General features: G+C 42.1%; 15 protein-coding genes. 13 read left to right on the top strand and 2 right to left on the bottom strand.

The window, feature by feature from the left end:
• The 11 genes from ACTXGL_RS05065 (at position 1) to ACTXGL_RS05115 (ending at position 11,617) form a co-directional block, all read left to right on the top strand.
• On the top strand, positions 1–849 hold the full coding sequence (locus ACTXGL_RS05065) for a ComF family protein (protein WP_443525296.1): 849 nt from the start codon (positions 1–3) through the stop codon (positions 847–849).
• Between the two features lie 272 nt (positions 850–1,121).
• Entirely contained in the window at positions 1,122–1,616 is a 495-nt protein-coding gene (locus ACTXGL_RS05070) for a pilus assembly FimT family protein (RefSeq protein WP_443525297.1), read from the top strand.
• On the top strand, positions 1,616–2,182 hold the full coding sequence (pilV, locus tag ACTXGL_RS05075; protein ID WP_443525299.1) for a type IV pilus modification protein PilV: 567 nt from the start codon (positions 1,616–1,618) through the stop codon (positions 2,180–2,182). The genes ACTXGL_RS05070 and pilV overlap by 1 nt, the downstream gene beginning before the upstream one ends.
• A complete protein-coding gene (locus ACTXGL_RS05080) occupies positions 2,182–3,165 on the top strand; it encodes a PilW family protein (protein WP_443525300.1) in 984 nt (327 codons plus the stop codon). Before pilV ends, ACTXGL_RS05080 begins: the two co-directional genes overlap by 1 nt.
• 21 nt (positions 3,166–3,186) lie before the next feature.
• The gene (locus ACTXGL_RS05085; RefSeq protein WP_443525301.1) at positions 3,187–4,062 is read left to right on the top strand and encodes a pilus assembly PilX family protein; all 876 of its coding nucleotides are present in this window, start codon (positions 3,187–3,189) and stop codon (positions 4,060–4,062) included.
• Positions 4,063–4,093: 31 nt separating this feature from the next.
• Positions 4,094–8,086 carry a pilus assembly protein gene (locus ACTXGL_RS05090; RefSeq protein WP_443525303.1) on the top strand — a complete coding sequence of 1,331 codons (3,993 nt, stop codon included), beginning with the start codon at positions 4,094–4,096 and terminating at the stop codon, positions 8,084–8,086.
• A 12-nt stretch (positions 8,087–8,098) separates the two neighbouring features.
• Entirely contained in the window at positions 8,099–8,647 is a 549-nt protein-coding gene (locus ACTXGL_RS05095; RefSeq protein ID WP_443525304.1) for a type IV pilin protein, read from the top strand.
• Entirely contained in the window at positions 8,647–9,096 is a 450-nt protein-coding gene (locus tag ACTXGL_RS05100; RefSeq protein WP_443525305.1) for a type IV pilin protein, read from the top strand. Before ACTXGL_RS05095 ends, ACTXGL_RS05100 begins: the two co-directional genes overlap by 1 nt.
• Before the next feature lie 413 nt (positions 9,097–9,509).
• A complete protein-coding gene (locus tag ACTXGL_RS05105) occupies positions 9,510–10,040 on the top strand; it encodes a pilin (protein WP_443525307.1) in 531 nt (176 codons plus the stop codon).
• 154 nt (positions 10,041–10,194) lie between these two features.
• Positions 10,195–10,938: a TfpX/TfpZ family type IV pilin accessory protein gene (gene tfpZ, locus ACTXGL_RS05110; protein ID WP_443525309.1), complete on the top strand. Its 744-nt coding sequence runs from the start codon at positions 10,195–10,197 to the stop codon at positions 10,936–10,938.
• A gap of 229 nt (positions 10,939–11,167) precedes the next feature.
• A complete protein-coding gene (locus tag ACTXGL_RS05115; protein WP_443525311.1) occupies positions 11,168–11,617 on the top strand; it encodes a pilin in 450 nt (149 codons plus the stop codon).
• A 133-nt stretch (positions 11,618–11,750) separates the two neighbouring features.
• On the opposite strand, the gene fdxA is transcribed toward ACTXGL_RS05115, so the two are convergent.
• Positions 11,751–12,074, bottom strand: coding sequence for a ferredoxin FdxA (gene fdxA, locus ACTXGL_RS05120; RefSeq protein ID WP_194363584.1), 324 nt, complete (start codon positions 12,072–12,074; stop codon positions 11,751–11,753).
• A 201-nt stretch (positions 12,075–12,275) separates the two neighbouring features.
• Positions 12,276–15,281: a DNA mismatch repair protein MutS gene (mutS, locus tag ACTXGL_RS05125; protein ID WP_443525553.1), complete on the bottom strand. Its 3,006-nt coding sequence runs from the start codon at positions 15,279–15,281 to the stop codon at positions 12,276–12,278.
• A gap of 575 nt (positions 15,282–15,856) precedes the next feature.
• Here mutS and secA point away from each other — a divergent pair.
• Positions 15,857–18,655: a preprotein translocase subunit SecA gene (secA, locus tag ACTXGL_RS05130; protein ID WP_443525313.1), complete on the top strand. Its 2,799-nt coding sequence runs from the start codon at positions 15,857–15,859 to the stop codon at positions 18,653–18,655.
• Positions 18,656–18,871: 216 nt separating this feature from the next.
• The gene (locus ACTXGL_RS05135; protein ID WP_443525314.1) at positions 18,872–19,402 is read left to right on the top strand and encodes a hypothetical protein; all 531 of its coding nucleotides are present in this window, start codon (positions 18,872–18,874) and stop codon (positions 19,400–19,402) included.
• Positions 19,403–19,512: the final 110 nt, after the last annotated feature.

Raw genomic sequence — 19,512 nt, forward strand, 5'->3', positions numbered from 1 at the left:
ATGCACAACTTAGCACCGTATCAAACTGGACTGTGGTTGGCAGAGTATATAGATATACGCTGCCAGCTATGCCGTATTTACCGTAGTACATTAGCACCTCAGCTAATACCGCATCACGCGCTATCTAACGCTGGTCACTCGCCAAGCACAAAACATGAGAGTACAAAATCTAAGCTCGCATTGGTAACTAGCGACGCTTTGCTTACTCGTATTCATCATCAGATCAGACTTCGCGTAAGCAGTGGCTTACTTTGTACTCACTGTCACCATAGTATCGCGTGGCTCCCAGAACCTTTTGACGTTGATATCGCTTTTGGTAAATCGCTATCCATACAAGCGTCTACTTATTATGACTATCCAATACGCCAAGCGATTCGGGCATTCAAGCATCATGAAGACATGACCAAGCTACCTTTATTACTACATGTCATACGCCAGCTGCCACGCCCGCATGGCTGTCATCAGCATAATAGTGTGATTGTCGCTATGCCGACCACCGATCAACGCCTAGCCAAACGAGGTTTTGATCCTGTCAGTATTCTATCCGCGCAACTATCAAAGCACTGGAACATTCCATTGTGGCACGGTGTTCAGCGCATTGACGATACGATGAGCCAGCAAGGCCTGACACGTGCTGAACGCCTAAGTAACCTAGATAATGCTTTCGCGCTCTCACAGAGCCCTCCTACAAAACGCTTATTATTGTTCGATGATGTCTCAACGACAGGTGCAAGCTTACAGGCTTTAGCGCGAGCATTTATCGGACCTGAGCATCCAAATACGATAAATGCTCAACGCTATAGTAACTACCACATTTCAGCATATGCTTTAGCGCATGGTAGTCAATAGTGTTAATTAAGCTATCTATTTGAAATCATTAATATATTGCTAATTCTTTGCCTTCACTATATATTATTAAATACGTATATAGTTGTTGACACACTGAATAGGGATTTTTGTCGTTTTGTATATAAACTCAACAGAATGTTATGGAACAAAAATTGCATGTTATTAGTTAAGTTAACTACAAAATCATTAGCAAAGACGACATCAGATTTTAGTTATTTTAAAACAAAAACTGATAAGAGACAGACATTAGCGGTGCTAAATAGGGATTTGATGTGAATGCATCTGTGAATAATCGACAACCCAACAGACTGATGGCTAATTCAGGTTTTACCTTAATTGAGCTCATGGTGACAATTGCGGTACTGGCTATCATTGTAAGTATTGCCGCACCAAGTATCAGTACTCAGCTTGCCAACCAGCGGGTTAAATCAACGGCTTCTACTATTACTAGTATATTGAAAGACGCTAAAGTCGAAAGTGTTATTCGTCGCCAGAATATTCAAGTCGTATATAGCGATACTGCAAAAACTATTGTATTGAAAAACACCAGTGGTACTGTGTTGACCAGTTATGATATTAACTCTAGAAGCACCGTATCTATTACTCCTAATTCAACCAATACGGTAACTTTTCAGCCGAATAAAGTGACTGCTAATGGCGTCAAAGTCACTTATACCATTTGTGATAATAATACAGCCGCTACACCTCGAAAAATTGAGGTTAGTACGATAGCAAGCATTAGTCACAAACTAGAAGGAACTTGCTAGTGAGAAACTTAGGTAATCAGCATGGTGTAGGCTTGGTAGAGGTGCTAGTAGCGCTACTATTACTAGCAGTTGCAGTGCTTGGATTCTCAGCTATGCAAATGACTGCAGTAAAAGCTACTGATGAAAGCCTCATGCGTACACGAGCACTAGCTATTATGAGAGGGGGCGCGGAAACAATGCGTGCAAATTCAAGCGGAATAAGCGCTTTCAAAACAGCTGTAAATGGTAGCACTGACTCTGTAACAATAGATGGCGCTGTAATCACAAAGGACAGTTGTATCAAAAATACAACGGGAGCACCTGTCGCCGCAGACAGTTGCACTATTAATCAACTAGCAACACGTGATGCCTTATTGATGAAGTCATACGCGGTGATAAATGATATCAAGTTAGGTTTAGTTCCTAATGGGTGTCCTGGTACTTCAGGTGAACAAGAGCGTCAATGCTTTGTAGCTAGCTGGGGTGATACTACTGTAGCTCTAAGTGATAGTGATACAAATGCTTGTGCTTATGCGAATGGTACTTATAAAAATGGTGCAGAGTGCTTTATTATGGAGGCTTACTGATGCTGAACGTTGACAGCCATAACAACAGTAATTGCAAGCAGTCTGGTTTTACTCTAATAGAGCTTATGATCTCATTAGTGCTAGGTTTGATTATCTCCGCCGCCGTCGTACAGATATACACAATTAGTGTAAAAACAAGCAGTGTGCAATCTAGTGGTAGCGAGTTGCAAGATGCTAGTGTGTTCGGTTTGCAGCAGTTAGAAAAGAAAGTTCGTTTAGCTAATTTAGGTAACCCAATTACGAGAATAGACGGAACGACTGCGAAGGGTGGTATTGTGTTAACAGGCGCCAACTTAGGTATTACTACTACGCCATATACTGACACTGGTTACTTGACGAGACGTGCGGGTGATGCGGTTGGTGGTACGAATGGCTGGACAGGAGTCTCAAATACTACTGTTAATAGTGATCAACTGACAATCCAATATACAAATATAACGGGTAGCCCATTCAGTGACTGTGAAGGCTCAGCAGTTGAGGTAAACGATATTGCTATTGAGCGTTATTTTCTGCGACCTGTTACGAATGACAGTAGTAGTGGCGCCATCAAAGACCTAGTGTTAGCTTGTGATGCTGGAAGGGTTGACTTTGCAGCAGGTAAGATCAGAACGATAAGTGGTACAGACGCTCGCAACTTTGGTCAAGCTGGTCAAGAATTTATTACTAATGTAGATCAGTTCAAAATCTTGTTAGGTGTCCAATATGATTCGGGTGTCAATGCAGGTCAGACTATGTACTTACCAAGTAGTGCTTATCTATCGATAACTGCGAACAAACCAGCAATAACATCAGTAAAAATAGGTCTAATTGTTCATGGTAGCACTCCTGTTTTAGGTAGTGATGATCAAACTTCGTTTACACTGTTAGGTCAGAATAATGCACTAAAGACAGATACTACACGTCAAAAACAAGTACGCGCGACTTATGAGACCACAACGCTATTACGCAACGCTCGTGTAGTCAATGTGAAAACCAGCTTATAAATTCTGGTAAGGAGAGTAAGAGTGACGATCCATCGCGATTCACCAAACCCAACCGTGAAAGACGTTAAAATGACTCTCGGATATCGGCATACCGAGCGCGGGGCAACGTTAATAGCAGTACTACTATTCTTAGTCTTGATTATGCTCGCTGGTGCTATAGCAGTGAGACAAAGCAATACAGATCTCAAAATAGCGACAAGCGATCAGATCAATACAGTATTATTACAGTCTTCAGATAGTGCCAATCAAAAGCTCGAAATGATGCTCAATGGTAGCTCAACTTCTACTGAATACCTAGATGTGACAAGTGCATCAGGTGTGTTTGGACATTTTCTATTGAATGATGAAAATGCAACTAATGAGTTTATTTACTGTTTCAACCCTCGTACCAAAAAATATCTGACATCCAATGCTACTGTTATGGTAAAGGGAACTGCAGCAAATCCTACAGCCTATTGGAGTGGTTTGAACAATGGTATATGTGATTACAACAGCGCTGACGGCTATACCAGTGCTAGGCAAACGGTTGTTACTCAAATGAGTGTCACTGTTGCTCCCGTTGATCCAAATGCCGAAAGATTTGGACATATGGTCATTGGTAAAGAAATCGAAGATAGAACCAGCAAAAAATTCACATTTGATATTAGATCTGCTTCAGCATTGCCATCCTATAGTGAACCTAAAGCTAATGGAGATAATTGTTTTGCACAAACCAGCATTAAAGATAACGTCGTCGGTAGTAAAAAATCACTGAGCGATTGTATGCTCGCTGCCGACACTCCAAGCAAAATGTTATATGAGCGAGCAGATGTTGAAAACATCTCTTCTTCTACGAAGTGTATCCCGTTTGGTAAAGGCACATTAAATGCAGAATGTGTCCTAAAAACTGCGCCATAAATAGTTTATTTATTATAAAAGGATAGAGGTTATGAAACGACTAAATACTGTATCGCCAATGAGTGGCAAAGTTACGTTACCTTTAAAGTATCTAGTCGTTGCCATGGCTGCTATGGTGGCTCTGCCAGTCGCACAAGCTGATGTCGCGGGCAAGAAAATTGGCGATCTAGAGATATACAAGGCGGCTGAAGGTGGTAAGACGACTATCACTATGATGTTAGACACATCAGGTAGTATGACAGCAGCCCAGTCAAATGTAGGCGCATCTGCCTGTGACTTACCTGCTGAAGTCTCTTCTAGCGACATCACAATAATGACAGAACCATCTGCAACAACGCCGTCTTATACGAGAAGATATTGTGAGACTGACGGTGAAAAAAGATACTTTTATAGGAGAACTTCTGGGTTTTTTAGCGCTACGCGATGGTATCGTTGTGGTAGCAACAACGGATCAGGTAGTGTAAATATAAATGCTTGTAATGGCAATGCTGAAATAAATACACCTTCAACTAATGGTTTTGAACAAGAAAGTAGCGGTAACTTCTTTAACACTACAACTTACTACTACAAAACTAATGGAGGTGATAGATACTATGACCGACTAACTCGTCTTAAAGATGCCATTTTTACTTTAATGGATAGCACTCAGTTAGACTCTAATAAGGTGGCTATTGGCATTGGTCAGTTTTCTTCTCAAAGCGGCAGTAATAACGTGGTGGAGCTCAATTCAGACGGCACTGCTAGAAATACTGATGGTAGTAGTGGTAAGATATTATTACCTGCCGCTTTACTAGATGATGCTCAACGTCAGAATATAAGAAACGTTGTTGCTGCTGCAGGTGGTGGTAACGGGACGCCCACAGCTAATGCTTACGCAGAGGTTGGCGCTTATATGTTAGGTACCAAAACAAGTGGTACTGGGAGTGGTTTCAGTAAATCGTCATCATCCTCCAAAAATAGTAGTAATTATATTAGCCCGCTTTCATCTCCCTCGAGTTGTGATGGACGTGGTATTTATTTCTTAACTGATGGTGCTCCAAATAGTTCAGATAGTCCTTTAGCACTGATGAAAACCGCTTTAAATCGTAGTTCTTTTAGCTTATCTACGGTCACGTTACCGGATGGTAGTCAGAATGATCATGGTATGCCTGAGGTTGGTTCGTTTGCCAAAGCCTTACGTGATCCTACCATTAACCCTTTAGGAACAGATCGTGAAATCTATACAGCAGTAGTTGGTTTCGGTTCGGTATTTAATATCGATAGAGCGGAGGACGATAATAGAGATCCAGCAGATCGCATTATTCGTAACCTTCCTTATACCAATCCAAGAACTGGCATCACTGCCAATCGAGACTTTTATAATTGCACAAAATTCACAGATATCGATGCAAGAAACGCTTGTAATTGGGGTGAAAAGACAACTGCAGCATTGCCAGGCGTTGGTGGTTTTGGCGAAGGGGGCTTCTATTCTGCACAGTCTACCGAGGATATTGTTAGTAGTATTACCACGTTCGTTAGCGATTTGAATCAAACACTACCTTCCACGCCATCAGGGACTATTATTATCCCAGACGATCCGTATCGTGCCGACAGTCAGCTCGCTGTTGCCTACTATCCAACTATACAGCCCAAAGTTGCTGAAAACTCAGTGATTTGGGAAGGTAACCTAAAGAAATATAGTTTAAACGAAGGCACGCTATATGGTAAAAGTAATACTAAGCTCTTCAAAAATATAGCAGGAGAATTAAACCCAGCAGCACAGGATTTATGGTCAGACATTAACTATGCTGGCCTCAATGATAAAGTAGAGTCTGGTGGTTTTTATTCTCAGCTAAGTACACCAGCAACTGGTCTTGCCTCTGTTAGAACTCTATATGTAGAAGATTGGGAAAATAGTACTAGCAAAAAGCCAGTATTGAAAAAGGTGAGTGTCAATGCTGCAGGTAAAGTGTTAGTAAATAACACTGCTTTGACAAATACATCCTTTATAGATACAGCAACCTACAATGAAGCGACGTTGAGAAAGCTACTGAACTTTTTAGGTTTTGCTAATCTTCCAGCGACAACGGTCAATGTGAAGGATATGACGTTGACCAGCGCTAATGCAACCCAACCTATCAAAGTACTAGGAGCGACGATACACTCGACTCCTGCTTCAGTATCATATTCAGCAAACTTAGATGAAGATGGTAGAGTCAACACTACTCGTGATGATTACGTACTATTTGGTTCATCAGAAGGTGGTCTGCATTTGGTTAATGCTGACAATGCCAGTACTAGTGGTGATGGCGGTAAAGAGAAGTTTGTCATTATTCCAAGAGAGATGCTGATAGATCCCGAAAAATCAGCAGCATTAGTCAAAGACGCAACCAAGGCTAGTACGGGTTCACCTAATTTTGGTGTTGATGCACCTTGGATGGTCAGTGCTGACTATAAATACGATTTTGAAGCCAAACGTGTCAATATTGACACTACTGATGGCAAAGGTGTCTATGCTTATGGTGGTCTACGTATGGGCGGCGAAGCTTTATATGGTCTGAACCTCATTGACAATGACAACCCTAGTATGATGTTTGCAATTACACCAGCGACTTCAGGTTTCAGTCGTATGGGTCAGATTTGGGAAAAGCCTACTAAGGCTAAAATAAAAACAAGTACTGCTGCTAGTGATAAAGGTACAGATGTTCTAGTATTTGGTGGTGGTTATGACATGTGTTATGAAAATGAAGGTTTTCAAGTGGGTTTGATTGACTCTATATTGGGTGGCTGTGCGTTGACGGCGACCACGCAGGCGAAAGGTAATGCTGTCTATATCATTAATGCTAAAACAGGCGCTCTTATTTGGTCAGCCTCCAGTGATTCAAGTGCTACGAAAACAGTGCCTACCATGAAAAATAGTATCGTCGCTGGCGTGACCACGTTAGATCGTAACAATGATGGCTTTATGGACCATATTTATTTTGCTGACTTAGGTGGTCAAGTATTCCGTGCCGACTTTACCAATGCAGGGTTTATAAAACCATCTGCGACAGCCACAGCATCGTCGCCTGAAAGCTCTTTCACCAATACGCGGGTCACTCGGGTTCTGCAAAGTGCTTATACTGGTTCTGATACCAAATACAATCATCGCTTTTATGAGCGTCCAGTCGTTAGTTTCTATCGTAATCCAGTGAGTAGTAGCTTATTTGCACTTGTAAATGTCATTTCAGGCGATCGTAGCTCACCTCTATCTAAGATACGTGATCTCAGCAAAGCTGACAGGCTTTATGGCATCATGGATACTGATGTTACAAAGGTAGACAGCATTTTTTATGCAAGCAACTTTACAGCAGCAAATAACGCTAATGGTCAAAAAATAGCTGATTTAACAGCTAATAGCTCATCAACTAGTAATTTGACTCAATTACCTAACGCGATTGGAACTCTGAATGCTGCAGGTTATACATTGGCGCAAAAGAATAGTGCAATCTCGGTACTACAAGGAACATCAAAGAATGGATGGTACATTCCGCTAACGAACTTTGATGGCTATGGCAACGTCAGATATACCAAAGGTGTAGGAAAGTCTGAAGTGATTGATAGTTTTTTGTACACTACCGTCTATAACCCAGATATGAACTATGGAACGGTAGATTCTTGTTCTGCCAAGATTACTGGTGGTTCAGAGAGACAACTATATTGTCTACCTTATGGTATTTGTACTGATGATGCATCCAAAAATGGTTTAGGTGGGTTTGTCCGAGCAGGTAAAGGTATTCAAGAGCTTACTTTAGGTCCACGAAGTTCAACACTCTCTAATCAGCGTTTGCTTATTGGCACCAGAACTCTGGCAGAACGTGCGAATGATCGTGTGAATTTTGGCTCTGATACAGATAAAGGGCTATTTAACGCAACATCAAAACCTAATGGGCTGAATCAAAACTTATCAGCTGCTGATTTAATTTTGGGAAGTGGTACTGCTCCTGATTTTATATTCAACGAAAGATTTACCCTTCAACCAAAAGTATGGTACGAAGTAGACTGATGAGACAGCCGTATGAAGAAATTATTTAGGCAACAGATAGGTTTTACCCTCATTGAGTTAATGGTTGTGATTTTTATCGTCGCTATTTTGGCTGCGATAGCGATTCCGTCTTATAGACAGTATGTCGTTCGTAATTCAGAGCTACAAGCGCAAGCACGTATGCAACAGCTTGAGATAGAGCTCAATCGTTGGCGTGCTACTGCGCTTACTTACAAAGGGTTTCAACCTAGAAAGCTAGCTATTGATGGTACGGTTAGCAATGGCTACGACGATGCACCTACTAACCAAACAATCTATGTGCCAGCAGGTAGTAATAATAATAATTACCGCTACAAAATTCGTCTAGTTGATGCAAGTACGGACGCCACTCTAGCACCTAATGCAGTGGGTTTTTCTGTTGCAGGTAATGCGTGGCGAATGCTTGCTGAGCCCAATTCTAGCCTTACAGGCTCTAATGCACACCTTCTTATGCTCGATAGTACGGGGTTAAGGTGTCAGAGCAAAGATAGAACGGTGAAGATAACTTCTACTGATTGTGGTACGGGGGAGGAAAGTTGGTAATGTCTATAATTACAAAAGCATATAAGCCACAACATGGTTTTACTTTGATTGAGATGATGATAGTCGTCGCTATTATTGGCGTACTTGCTGCGATTGCTTATCCTAGCTATCAGCAATACGTTATTAAAACCAAACGTACCGATATGATGAGTGAAATGTACAATATTGCTTCGGAAATTGAGAGTCGAAAATTAGCTCAAGGAAGTTATAGTGTTATCAGTACAGGTGTCATAGCAGATTTTGCTACAGCATATCCAAGGCAGGGAATTAAGCTATATGATGTCACTATCACAAATCCACTTGTCACTAAATGGACAATTACTGCTACGCCAAAGTCTAATACTCAAATGGCAAGCGATGGTAATCTAACGCTTAATTATCAAGGTATAAAGTGTCGAGGTAACAGTACTAACAAAAAATGTGGTACAGATAAAGAGTGGAGTAATTGATAATAATAGCTTCAATCTCACATGCTGACAAAAAATGTCAGTTATATTTATCTCTATTTTTTGCAATTTACATAAACTGACAATTTTAAGCAATAAACTGGCAATAATATTGAGAGCTCCTATATAGTCAGCTGTGCTATACCTCTAAAAAGCTAAGCTAGTATATCTAATAGATAAAACAGGTCATAAATTAAACGCTAAAAAGTGACAAGCATTAATAATGATATCAGTTCAGAAAAATAAACGAATATTCTAAGCGATTATAGAAAGTTGGCACACTACCTGCAACAACAATAACAAGACAGTAGCTAGATTGAATCCTTAGACTAGGCTGTCAAACATAATCAGTGGCAATGATAGCTAGGTAAAGTCCGAAACTATATTGTCATTACTATATCGTAAAAGGAGTTCTTATGAACACTGTACAGAAAGGTTTTACCTTAATCGAACTAATGATTGTTATCGCTATTATCGGTATTCTAGCAGCAGTAGCATTACCTGCTTACCAAGATTATACTAAGCGTGCAAAAATTGCTGAACCAGTATTAGCAGCTTCTACCTGTCGTACGACAGTTACAGAAGTATACCAGTCAGCCAGTAGCTTACCAGATGCTAATGAGTGGGGTTGTGAAGTAGGATTACCAGAGCGTCCAGGTCCAGATACTGCTGATGGTGAAGCAACTACTTTGCCTGCTGCGCCTTCTACAAAATATACAGCTTTAGTAGAAACAAACGACACTGGTGTTATCACAGTAACGACCAGTGATGCTGATGATTTAGGTGATGCAGCTAGCAAGACTTTCCAACTAGTACCTAAAAATGCTGCTGGCGATACTATGGATGCAGACGATTTAGGTACTACGGTAAATGCTTGGATCTGTGGTCCAGGTGGTTCTGATTCTATTAGTCCAAAATATCTACCAGGTTCTTGCCGTGGTGAGTAATCAAAATTAAGTAGGATTAACTTCTTATTTAACCTGATGGGTATAAGAAAGCCAAACATAATGTTTGGCTTTCTTATGCGTGGAAATCAATTTTAGTATTATATGGTTTATTATTGATATCAAGGTATTATGCCAATTCTAAGACGAGACTATTATGTATTCTAAAGTAGATGTGTTTCGAAATAAGTTAAGAGCATTTTCCATTCATTTTGCTTTTAGTATAGTACTGGTTTTGGCAGCTTATCTATTGGTCCAGCTACTTTGGTATCCCGCACCGTTATTTAAAGCAACGAATGCCAGTAAGCTATTTGTGATGATACTAGTAGTAGACTTGATACTAGGTCCAATATTGACCTTCGTCATTTATAAAAAGAACAAAAAAACTTTACGTACAGATTTAGTGGTTATTATATTGGTTCAATTAAGTGCTCTATGCTACGGCTTGTATTCAATGTATGAAGCGCGTCCTGTTTGGATCGCTTATGTAGCTGATAGGTTTGAGCTGGTTAGAGTCAATGATATTATTGAGGACGATAGGCAAAAACATAATTCGCCAAGGTTTGGTCCAGAATATATTTATGTTGATTTGAGCCAACTTAATGAGTCTAAGCAGTTAGACTCTATACTCAAAGAGATTCAATATAATATTAGCCCAGCTCAAAGACCTGAATTTTACAATGATTTTGACTTAGCTAAGCCTTTGATAATAAAAAATAGCCAAGATGTTGCCTTATTAAACAATTACAACGACTCGGTAGAGGTAACAAGGATATTAAAGAGGTATCCACTGGCAAATAGTTTTATACCACTAAAAGCTAACGCTGTCGATATGACCGTACTTATAGATATAGAGAATCAAGGACGAATTATAAAAATTGTCGACTTACACCCTTGGTAATAACATTATTTGTTCAATAACGATTTAATTTTCATCATGAAGTTAGACTTAGTATTTAACTGACGTAAGATTCGATTAAAATCTAAGTCAAAAAATGCATAAGTTATGAGCTTGGCATATCTTGTGCAACGTTAGAATACCATTCGTTAAAGGGTTTGTCGTTGTTATGCTATCATCTAAATTCAATCGATATTTTGAAACTCAGTCGGGATTCACTCTAATAGAGTTGATGATAGTAATTACTGTTATTGGCATTCTTGCTGCAATCGCATTACCTGCTTATCAAGACTATACAGTCAAAGCCAAATCATCAGAAGTAATGTTAGCAGCCTCTGCTTGTCGTACGTCAGTAGTAGCTGCAGTACAATCCTCTTTAGCAGCTGATGTGTCTAGTATTTTACCTAATGCTTGCGATGAATTCACTGCGACTCAGTACGTAAAAAGTGTCACAGTAAGTAGCAATGGGGTCATTACTGTATTGGCTGACGAGGCAAACTTATCTACACTAACTGGCACAACGAATGCTTTGACGCTAACCCCTATCCAAACTGGTAATAATGCTTTAGTAGGTATCACTGATGGTGGCAAAACTATTGCAGGTTGGCGCTGTGGTTCAGTAGCAGATGGCACAACCATTCCTGCTAAATATTTACCTGGCTCATGTAGAGGAAGTTATTAGTTATTTAATGGTTAATTTATAGAGGAAGGTAAGCAAAGCCTAATCTAGTTTGAGAAGTCTACTAAACAGCACAATAAAAAAGGCTGAAGAAATACTTCAGCCTTTTTTATTGGAAGTGAGTTTTATAAATAAGCTACCTCTCTAAATACTGAATCTTACCTTCCACGCCATCCCACTTAGCCGCTTCTGGCATTTGTCCTTTCATCTCAGTGATGTTCGGCCATTTTTGTGCCAGCTCTTCGTTGAGCTGAGTGAACATCTCTTGATCTTTTGGCACTTCGTCCTCTGAGAAGATCGCATTGGCTGGACACTCAGGCTCGCACAGCGCGCAGTCGATACACTCATCAGGATCGATGACGAGGAAGTTTGGGCCTTCATAAAAGCAGTCCACAGGACAGACTTCTACACAGTCGGTGTATTTGCAAAGAATACAGTTATCTGTAACGACAAAGGTCATAGCGAGGTCTACCTGTTGTTGAATTGGCTGATATAGTCAATTTTTAAAAGCGTTATTGCGTCAACGTCACTTGACGTAAGGTGTAGACGTACACTCGGTCGCATTGCAGCGCTTTTAAATTTGATCAACTATAAGGGCTATATAGAATAGTGAAAAAATAAATCGTATTTTAGCGCCTTTGCTACTATTTGACAATTCCCTTTAATGACTAATGATTTTCTTTAAATGATATAGCATATCATGCGCTTGTTTGGGTGTTAGGCTATCAGGATCGATAGCGCTTAGTTCATCTTGTAAGCTAAATAGCTGATTTTGTTTTGGATTATCTAGTACGCCTTCCGCTTGTGCAATATGGTTTATTTTGTGATTTGGAGCGTCACTATTATAACCCTGTGCTCGTTTATCCGTTACTGACTTAGCTAATTCATTTTTATCATCAGTGGTTTTCTGATGATATGCTTTTGAGTCATCTACTTTGAGGCTATCCATTACTAAGTGCTCGGCTAAGTAGCGTTTGGCATCATCTAGCACGTGAGTGGGAATGCCAGCCATCTTTGCGACATGTAATCCAAAGCTAGAGCTTGCTGCACCCTCCTTAATTTTATGAAGGAGTAACAACTGCCCATCGACTTCGCTAGTGGCAACATGGACATTACGGATATTGTTGTGATGACCTTCATCGCTGTGTACCAATTGTGTCAGCTCAAAATAATGAGTGGCAAATAATGTCAGGCAACCGATCTCTACTAGGCGATTGACACAAGCGTGAGCAATGGCCAAGCCATCAGTGGTCGCCGTACCGCGTCCGACTTCATCCATTAATACGAGCGATTTATTCGTTGCTTGGTTTAAGATATTAGCGGTTTCTATCATCTCTACCATAAAGGTCGACTTGCCGCCTGCTAAATCATCAGCTGAGCCGATACGGGTAAAGATACGATCGATATCACCGATATGAGCGTGCTCAGCGGGTACAAAGCTACCGCAATGAGCAAGCAAGACAATCAGCGCAGTTTGGCGCATATAAGTGGATTTACCGCCCATATTGGGACCAGTAATCAGGAGCAGTCTTTCAGGATGTCCTTTTTCAGCACTATTAGCACTATCAGCATGGGCGCTACCTAGCGTACAATCATTGGCGACGAAGTGTTTGGTGCTTAATGAATGATTATTGTTGTGGTTGGCGTTATTCTGACTCAATGCAGCTTCGACCACAACGTGACGACCTTGGCGAATATCAATGTTGCTTTGATTATGAGCGACTAATTCGTCTTTATCTTTCGACCTATGACCCATGACTGGACGTTGCCAGTTATAGGTTATGGCAAGATCTGCCCAGTTACTCAGTACGTCTATTTGGGCGATAGCAGCACTCAGCTGTTGTAGATCCGCCAGACTTTCATTTAATTGATTCAGTAGCTCTTGGTATAATTGTTTTTCACGAGCTAGTGCCAAAGATTGCGCGCTCAGATATTCTGTCTCGACTTCTTTTAGTTCATCGGTGATAAAACGCTCGCTACTCTTGAGGGTTTGCCGACGGATAAAATGAGCCGGAGCGTTCTTCGCTTGCATTTTAGGTAGTTCAAAGTAAAAGCCACTGACTTTATTAAAGCCTACTTTTAGACTGGGCAATTGATTGTCTTGACGAGCCTGCTCTACCATTTTATCTAGTGTGGCTTGGATATTGTCATGAAGATGAGTGAGACGATCGAACTTATCGTCATAACCCGCTGCCAGCATGCCACCATCACGTATATGTGCAGGTGGCTCTGTGATGATGGCGCGCTCGATCACTTCAGAGACAGCCTGAACAGCAGGTAGCTGAGCGGGCATTTGCTGCATCAGCATAGGTAGCAGTCCAGTATGGTCATGGCTAATACCTGCATCTACGAGTAAAGTTGTAAGCTGGACGCTACTAGAGATACCATCGGCGAGCTTGCGCAAATCGCGAGGTTTTGCGCTCATTAGCCCGATACGGCTACTAATGCGCTCGATATCACCAATGGTATTAAGCGTGTCACGTAAGCGGGTTACCAATGAACTGTTTCTTGAATTTTGGGTAGTTTGAGCGGATTTGCTATCGGTCTTTAATAAGACGTCTATTGCATCAAGACGCATATCGACATGTGAATGTTGACGAAGCGGACGCTTCATCTGCTGCATGAGCAGTCGCTTGCCCATTGGTGTCTGGCAGTGGTTGAGGACCGATATCAATGACGTGCCGCTGCTACTAACAGGGGTAAATAGCTCAAGATTTTGCTGACTATTAGCATCGATAATTAGATAGTTATCACTGTGCTCAACGATAAGCTGATTGACCTGTGGTACATGTCGCTGCTGAGTCTGGCGTGCATAGTGAATCAACGCCGCGCAACTAGATTGTGCCAGTATATTATCTGCAATACCCAAACCATCGAGACGCTGTACTTCAAACTGCTGACAAAGCGTGTCACTAGCGTGCCCACGATGAAAATCATTGGCAGCAACTTCTATGATAGGGCAGTCAAGATGTTGCCGTAACCACAGTGTCCACTCTGTATCATTGCTTCCAATGCTATCGCCGAGCGCTTCGCTAATGATACATTCACTAGGTGCAAACCGTGCCAACACCGTCAGCATCTGCGTCTGCAAGCTATCTGCATCGTCTTTGTCAGCGCTCAGGGTTTGCGTGGTTAGTGTGCCAGCGGCCAAGTCCATTTGACTGACTGCCGCCTGTATGGTCTGGCTGCTATCTTGAGTTTTTACGCTAGTAATATCGATAGCGACTACAGTAGGTGTATGGTTTGGCGCAATCAGAGCATCATCAGTAATAGTGCCTGCTGTGAGTGTTTTGACGACTTCGCGGCGCATGATGCTACCAGCTGCCGATTTACTTTTACTCTTTTTTTGTTTGTCACCCATGTTAGTTAAGCTTGCGCTATCGTCAGCGACAGGGCTACTGACGGCGTCGTCTACTTGCTCACAGACCACCACGGTTTGCCCAGCCGCAATCAAGCGTGCCATGTAGCTATCGGCTGCATGAAACGGTACACCCGCCATCGCTATCGTATTACCTGCTTTGTCATTACCGCGGCGAGTGAGTGTGATATCTAATATTTGCGCGGCAATTTTGGCATCATCGAAAAACAGCTCGTAGAAGTCACCCATCCGGTATAGCAGCAGTGCTTGTGGATAGTTGGCTTTCATGGTTAGATATTGCACCATCATCGGCGTATGATTTGCTAGGTTATAGACAGCATTGCCTATGCTCAAATGGTTAGAGGTGTCTGATTTTGACAAGGTGTTATCTGTTGTAGTAGGCGCTAACGTGTGTTTTTGTACAGGTGGCTTTACGGTCATGCAGAGTCTCTTATAGTACTGTAATGAGTGATGATCAGTGTATTGTGGTAGATGCTTTATAGCGTTGCTTGTTTGATATATGAATGTTGACTTAATAGGTGCGTCAGCTATTTATACATAACTGGTTCAGTTATCAATTCTAGATTAGTATTTACCGATAGAGCTATACGAGAGTCAAAGCAATGGCCAACCAATAAAGTCATGCAAAACGCTAAGAAACGTAAGCGGGTATGCACTATTTTAACACGTCCTGCGTGGTTTTTACCGCAGCAAATATCTACTCGCTGCCCTTGTATCCATCAGCGCCATAACCATATATAATGACGGCACACTTAATTGGGCGATACTAAATTAGGTAGTACTTAGTCGAATGAAGACAAGGCCGCGAGCTAAGCTTTGGCTAATGCGCACTAATTATCGAATATTCCATAGGTCAAAAAATTATGTTATCAAAGATTATAGGCAGTGTGGTTGGCACTAAAAATGACCGCGAATTAAAACGCATGCGTAAAGTGGTCAGTAAGATCAACGCAAAAGAGGCTGAAATACAAGCCCTGTCTGATGAGCAACTACAACAAAAAACCGAAGAGTTTAAAGCACGCCATCAAAAAGGCGAAAGCTTAGATGCACTATTGCCAGAGGCATTTGCCGTTTGCCGCGAAGCATCATTACGTGTCAATGGTATGCGTCACTACGATGTGCAGCTGATCGGTGGTATCACCTTGCACGAAGGCAAAATCGCTGAGATGAAAACGGGTGAAGGTAAAACCCTAATGGGTACCTTGGCGATGTATCTAAACGCTATCAGTGGTAAAGGTGTCCATCTGGTTACGGTCAACGATTATTTGGCTGCTCGTGATGCTGAGCTAAACCGCCCACTATTTGGGTTTTTGGGTATGACCGTTGGTGTTATTTATTCGCAGCAGCCGCCACAAGAAAAGATCAATGCTTACCAAGCAGACATTACCTATGGTACCAATAACGAGTACGGCTTTGATTACTTGCGCGATAACATGGTGTTTAAGCTAGAAGAGAAGAAACAGCGCGCACTAAATTTCTGTATTATTGATGAAATTGACTCAATCTTAATCGATGAAGCGCGTACACCGCTGATTATTTCGGGTCAAGCTGAAGATTCATCACGCATGTATGCGCTGATCAACACCATTATTCCTGTGCTGATCCGCTCAAAAGATGAAGAAGCCAACAAGAACAACGAAGAAGAAGATTTCTGGATTGACGAAAAAAATCGCCAGATTGAGATTAGCGAAAAAGGCTATGAGAAAATTGAGCGCTTCTTAATCGAAGTAGGTGAGCTTGGTGAAAACGAAAGCTTGTATAGCCCAAGCCGCTTGCCACTATTGGCTCACGTTCAAGCAGCCATTCGTGCGCATCATGTCTTTGTCAAAAACGTCCACTATATCGTCGATGAAGGCGAAGTGGTTATCGTTGATGAGAATACTGGTCGTACGATGCCAGGTCGCCGTTGGTCAGAAGGTCTACATCAAGCAGTAGAAGCGAAAGAAGGTGTGGAGATTCAAGCAGAGAACCAAACGCTTGCAACGACGACGTTCCAGAACTACTTTCGTCTGTATGACAAACTGTCTGGTATGACGGGTACTGCTGATACCGAAGCAGCAGAATTTAAGTCTACCTATGATCTAGATGTCATCGTTATTCCAACGCATGAGCCCATTGCTCGTATTGATATGGATGATCAGATTTTCTTAACAAAGTTAGGAAAGTACAAAGGTATCATCCGCGAGATTAAAGAAATTCAGGAAAAAGGTGCGCCAGTATTGGTTGGTACGGCGACGATTGAAGCCAGTGAGGAGTTGTCTTACTTACTCGATCAAGGAGGCGTCAAACATAATGTCCTAAACGCCAAGCAACATGAACGTGAAGCGGAAATCATCGCGCAAGCAGGTAGTCCAAAATCAGTCACGATTGCAACTAACATGGCAGGTCGTGGTACGGATATTATCTTAGGCGGTAACTGGCAATCATTTATCGAAGATATTGATGCGGTCAGCCCGGAGGAGATGCAGCGTCTAAAAGCCCAGTGGCAAGTCAAGCACGATCAAGTTGTGGCCGCTGGTGGTTTGCATATTATTGGTTCTGAGCGTCATGAGTCACGCCGTATCGATAACCAGTTACGTGGCCGTGCTGGTCGTCAGGGTGACCCTGGTATGTCACGTTTTTTCTTATCGCTTGAAGATGACTTGATGCGTATTTTTGCAGGTGATCGCGTGGTCAACATGATGCGCGCAATGGGTCTAAAAGAAGACGAAGCTATCGAGCATAAGATGGTTTCTAGATCGATTGAGAACGCACAAGGTAAGGTTGAGAGCCGCGATTTTGATGCTCGCAAAAACCTACTGAAATACGATGACGTCGCCAATGAGCAGCGTAAAGTGATTTATGGTCAGCGTGATGATCTGTTGGCTGAGATGGAGCTATTAGAAGCCATCGAAGTGATGCATAAAGAAGTCTACAATGCCATGATTAATCAGTTTATTCCGCCTAGCTCTATTGATGATCAGTGGAACGTCGATGGATTAGAAGATGAGCTTGAGGATGAATTCAAGATCACAATGCCGATCAACGATTGGTTAGATGAAGACCGCCGATTAGATGAAGAAGGGCTACGCGAGAAAATCGTTCAGACGGCGATAGATCGTTATCACAGTCGCCGTGAGCAGATGGGTGAGCAAGACGCAGCTCAGCTTGAGCGTCACTTTATGCTACAAAGCCTAGATAAGCATTGGAAAGAGCATTTGACACAGATGGATCAGCTGCGTAAAGGGATTCATCTACGCGGATATGCACAGAAAAACCCTGAGCAAGAGTACAAGCGTGAATCGTTTGAGCTGTTCCAGATGATGCTGGGTGCAATCAAGTCTGAAACCGTACAGGACTTGTCACGCGTACATATACCAACCAAAGAAGAGCTTGAAGCACTAGAAGCTCAGCAGCGCGAAAATGCCGCTCACATGCAGATGCAGTTCGAGCATGATGATGTCGATAACTTGGATAGCAGTGCGAACAGTGCCACCGCTCAGCCGCAACCACAGAACCGCAATACTACTGGTGCAGCAGCAGCTGGCGTAAGTGCAGCTATTGCAGGCAACCCGAGTAATGCCAACGAACCAAATCCATACGCTGGCATGAATATCAGTCGTAATGCCCCTTGTCCTTGTGGTTCAGGCCTCAAGTATAAGCAGTGTCACGGCAAGATCTAAGGATTGGTCATCATAAAGCAATACCTTTGAGCTGAAGAAGAAAAGCCCTTATCTAAATCAGGTAAGGGCTTTTTTATGTGAATACAAAGCTTTCTTGCACTGACATTTACTCTTATATGTCTAGCAGACAATTTGTATTGATTATTTACAAATTCAGCATAGGCGTGAATTTGTGGACACGCTATAGTGTTTAGCATATCTATTTGGGAGAGAGTTATGAGTTTAGAATTATTAAAACAGTTGCGGACTTCAGTAGCGTTGACAGGACTACTAGCTGGCGCATTGACGATCAGCGCCTGTCAGCAACAATCAGAGCCAGAAGCAGGTATGGAAGGCGTTAGTACAGAAGAGTCTGTGCCTATGTCTGCTGAGCCTGCTGAACCGAGTGACGTTGTGGTCAATAGCGAAGATGCCTCACTCAATGAAGTAGAGGATGACACGGTTGCTTCTGTTAATAGCGGCGTGACACAGATACTATATTTGTGCTCGCCTGAGTTGAAAGTTGATGCAACCTACAAAGAAGAAACCAATCAAGTGGTGGTTGCAACTGATATGGGTACAGTAACATTGAATCAAACCAATGAAGGTACTAACCCTGAAGTGTTTGAAGTGGCAACATCTATCGATGGTGGTCAAGGATTTACGCAGTGGCGCGTCGCCCACGAAGCGCGCGATACAGGTGTGATGCGTACGGCTGGTACTGATGAGGCAAACGTTGATACCTTTGAATGTAATAAAGTCTCATAGTCAAGCATTAGCGACTTTAGAGCAAACAGGAGCAATAAAAAGCAACGCGAGTGAGCGTTGCTTTTTATTGTCTGTGTCTGTAGCTTTTGCGGGCTAATAAAAAAAGTCAG

This window comes from Psychrobacter sp. T6-6, assembly GCF_052258185.1.
GTDB lineage: Bacteria > Pseudomonadota > Gammaproteobacteria > Pseudomonadales > Moraxellaceae > Psychrobacter.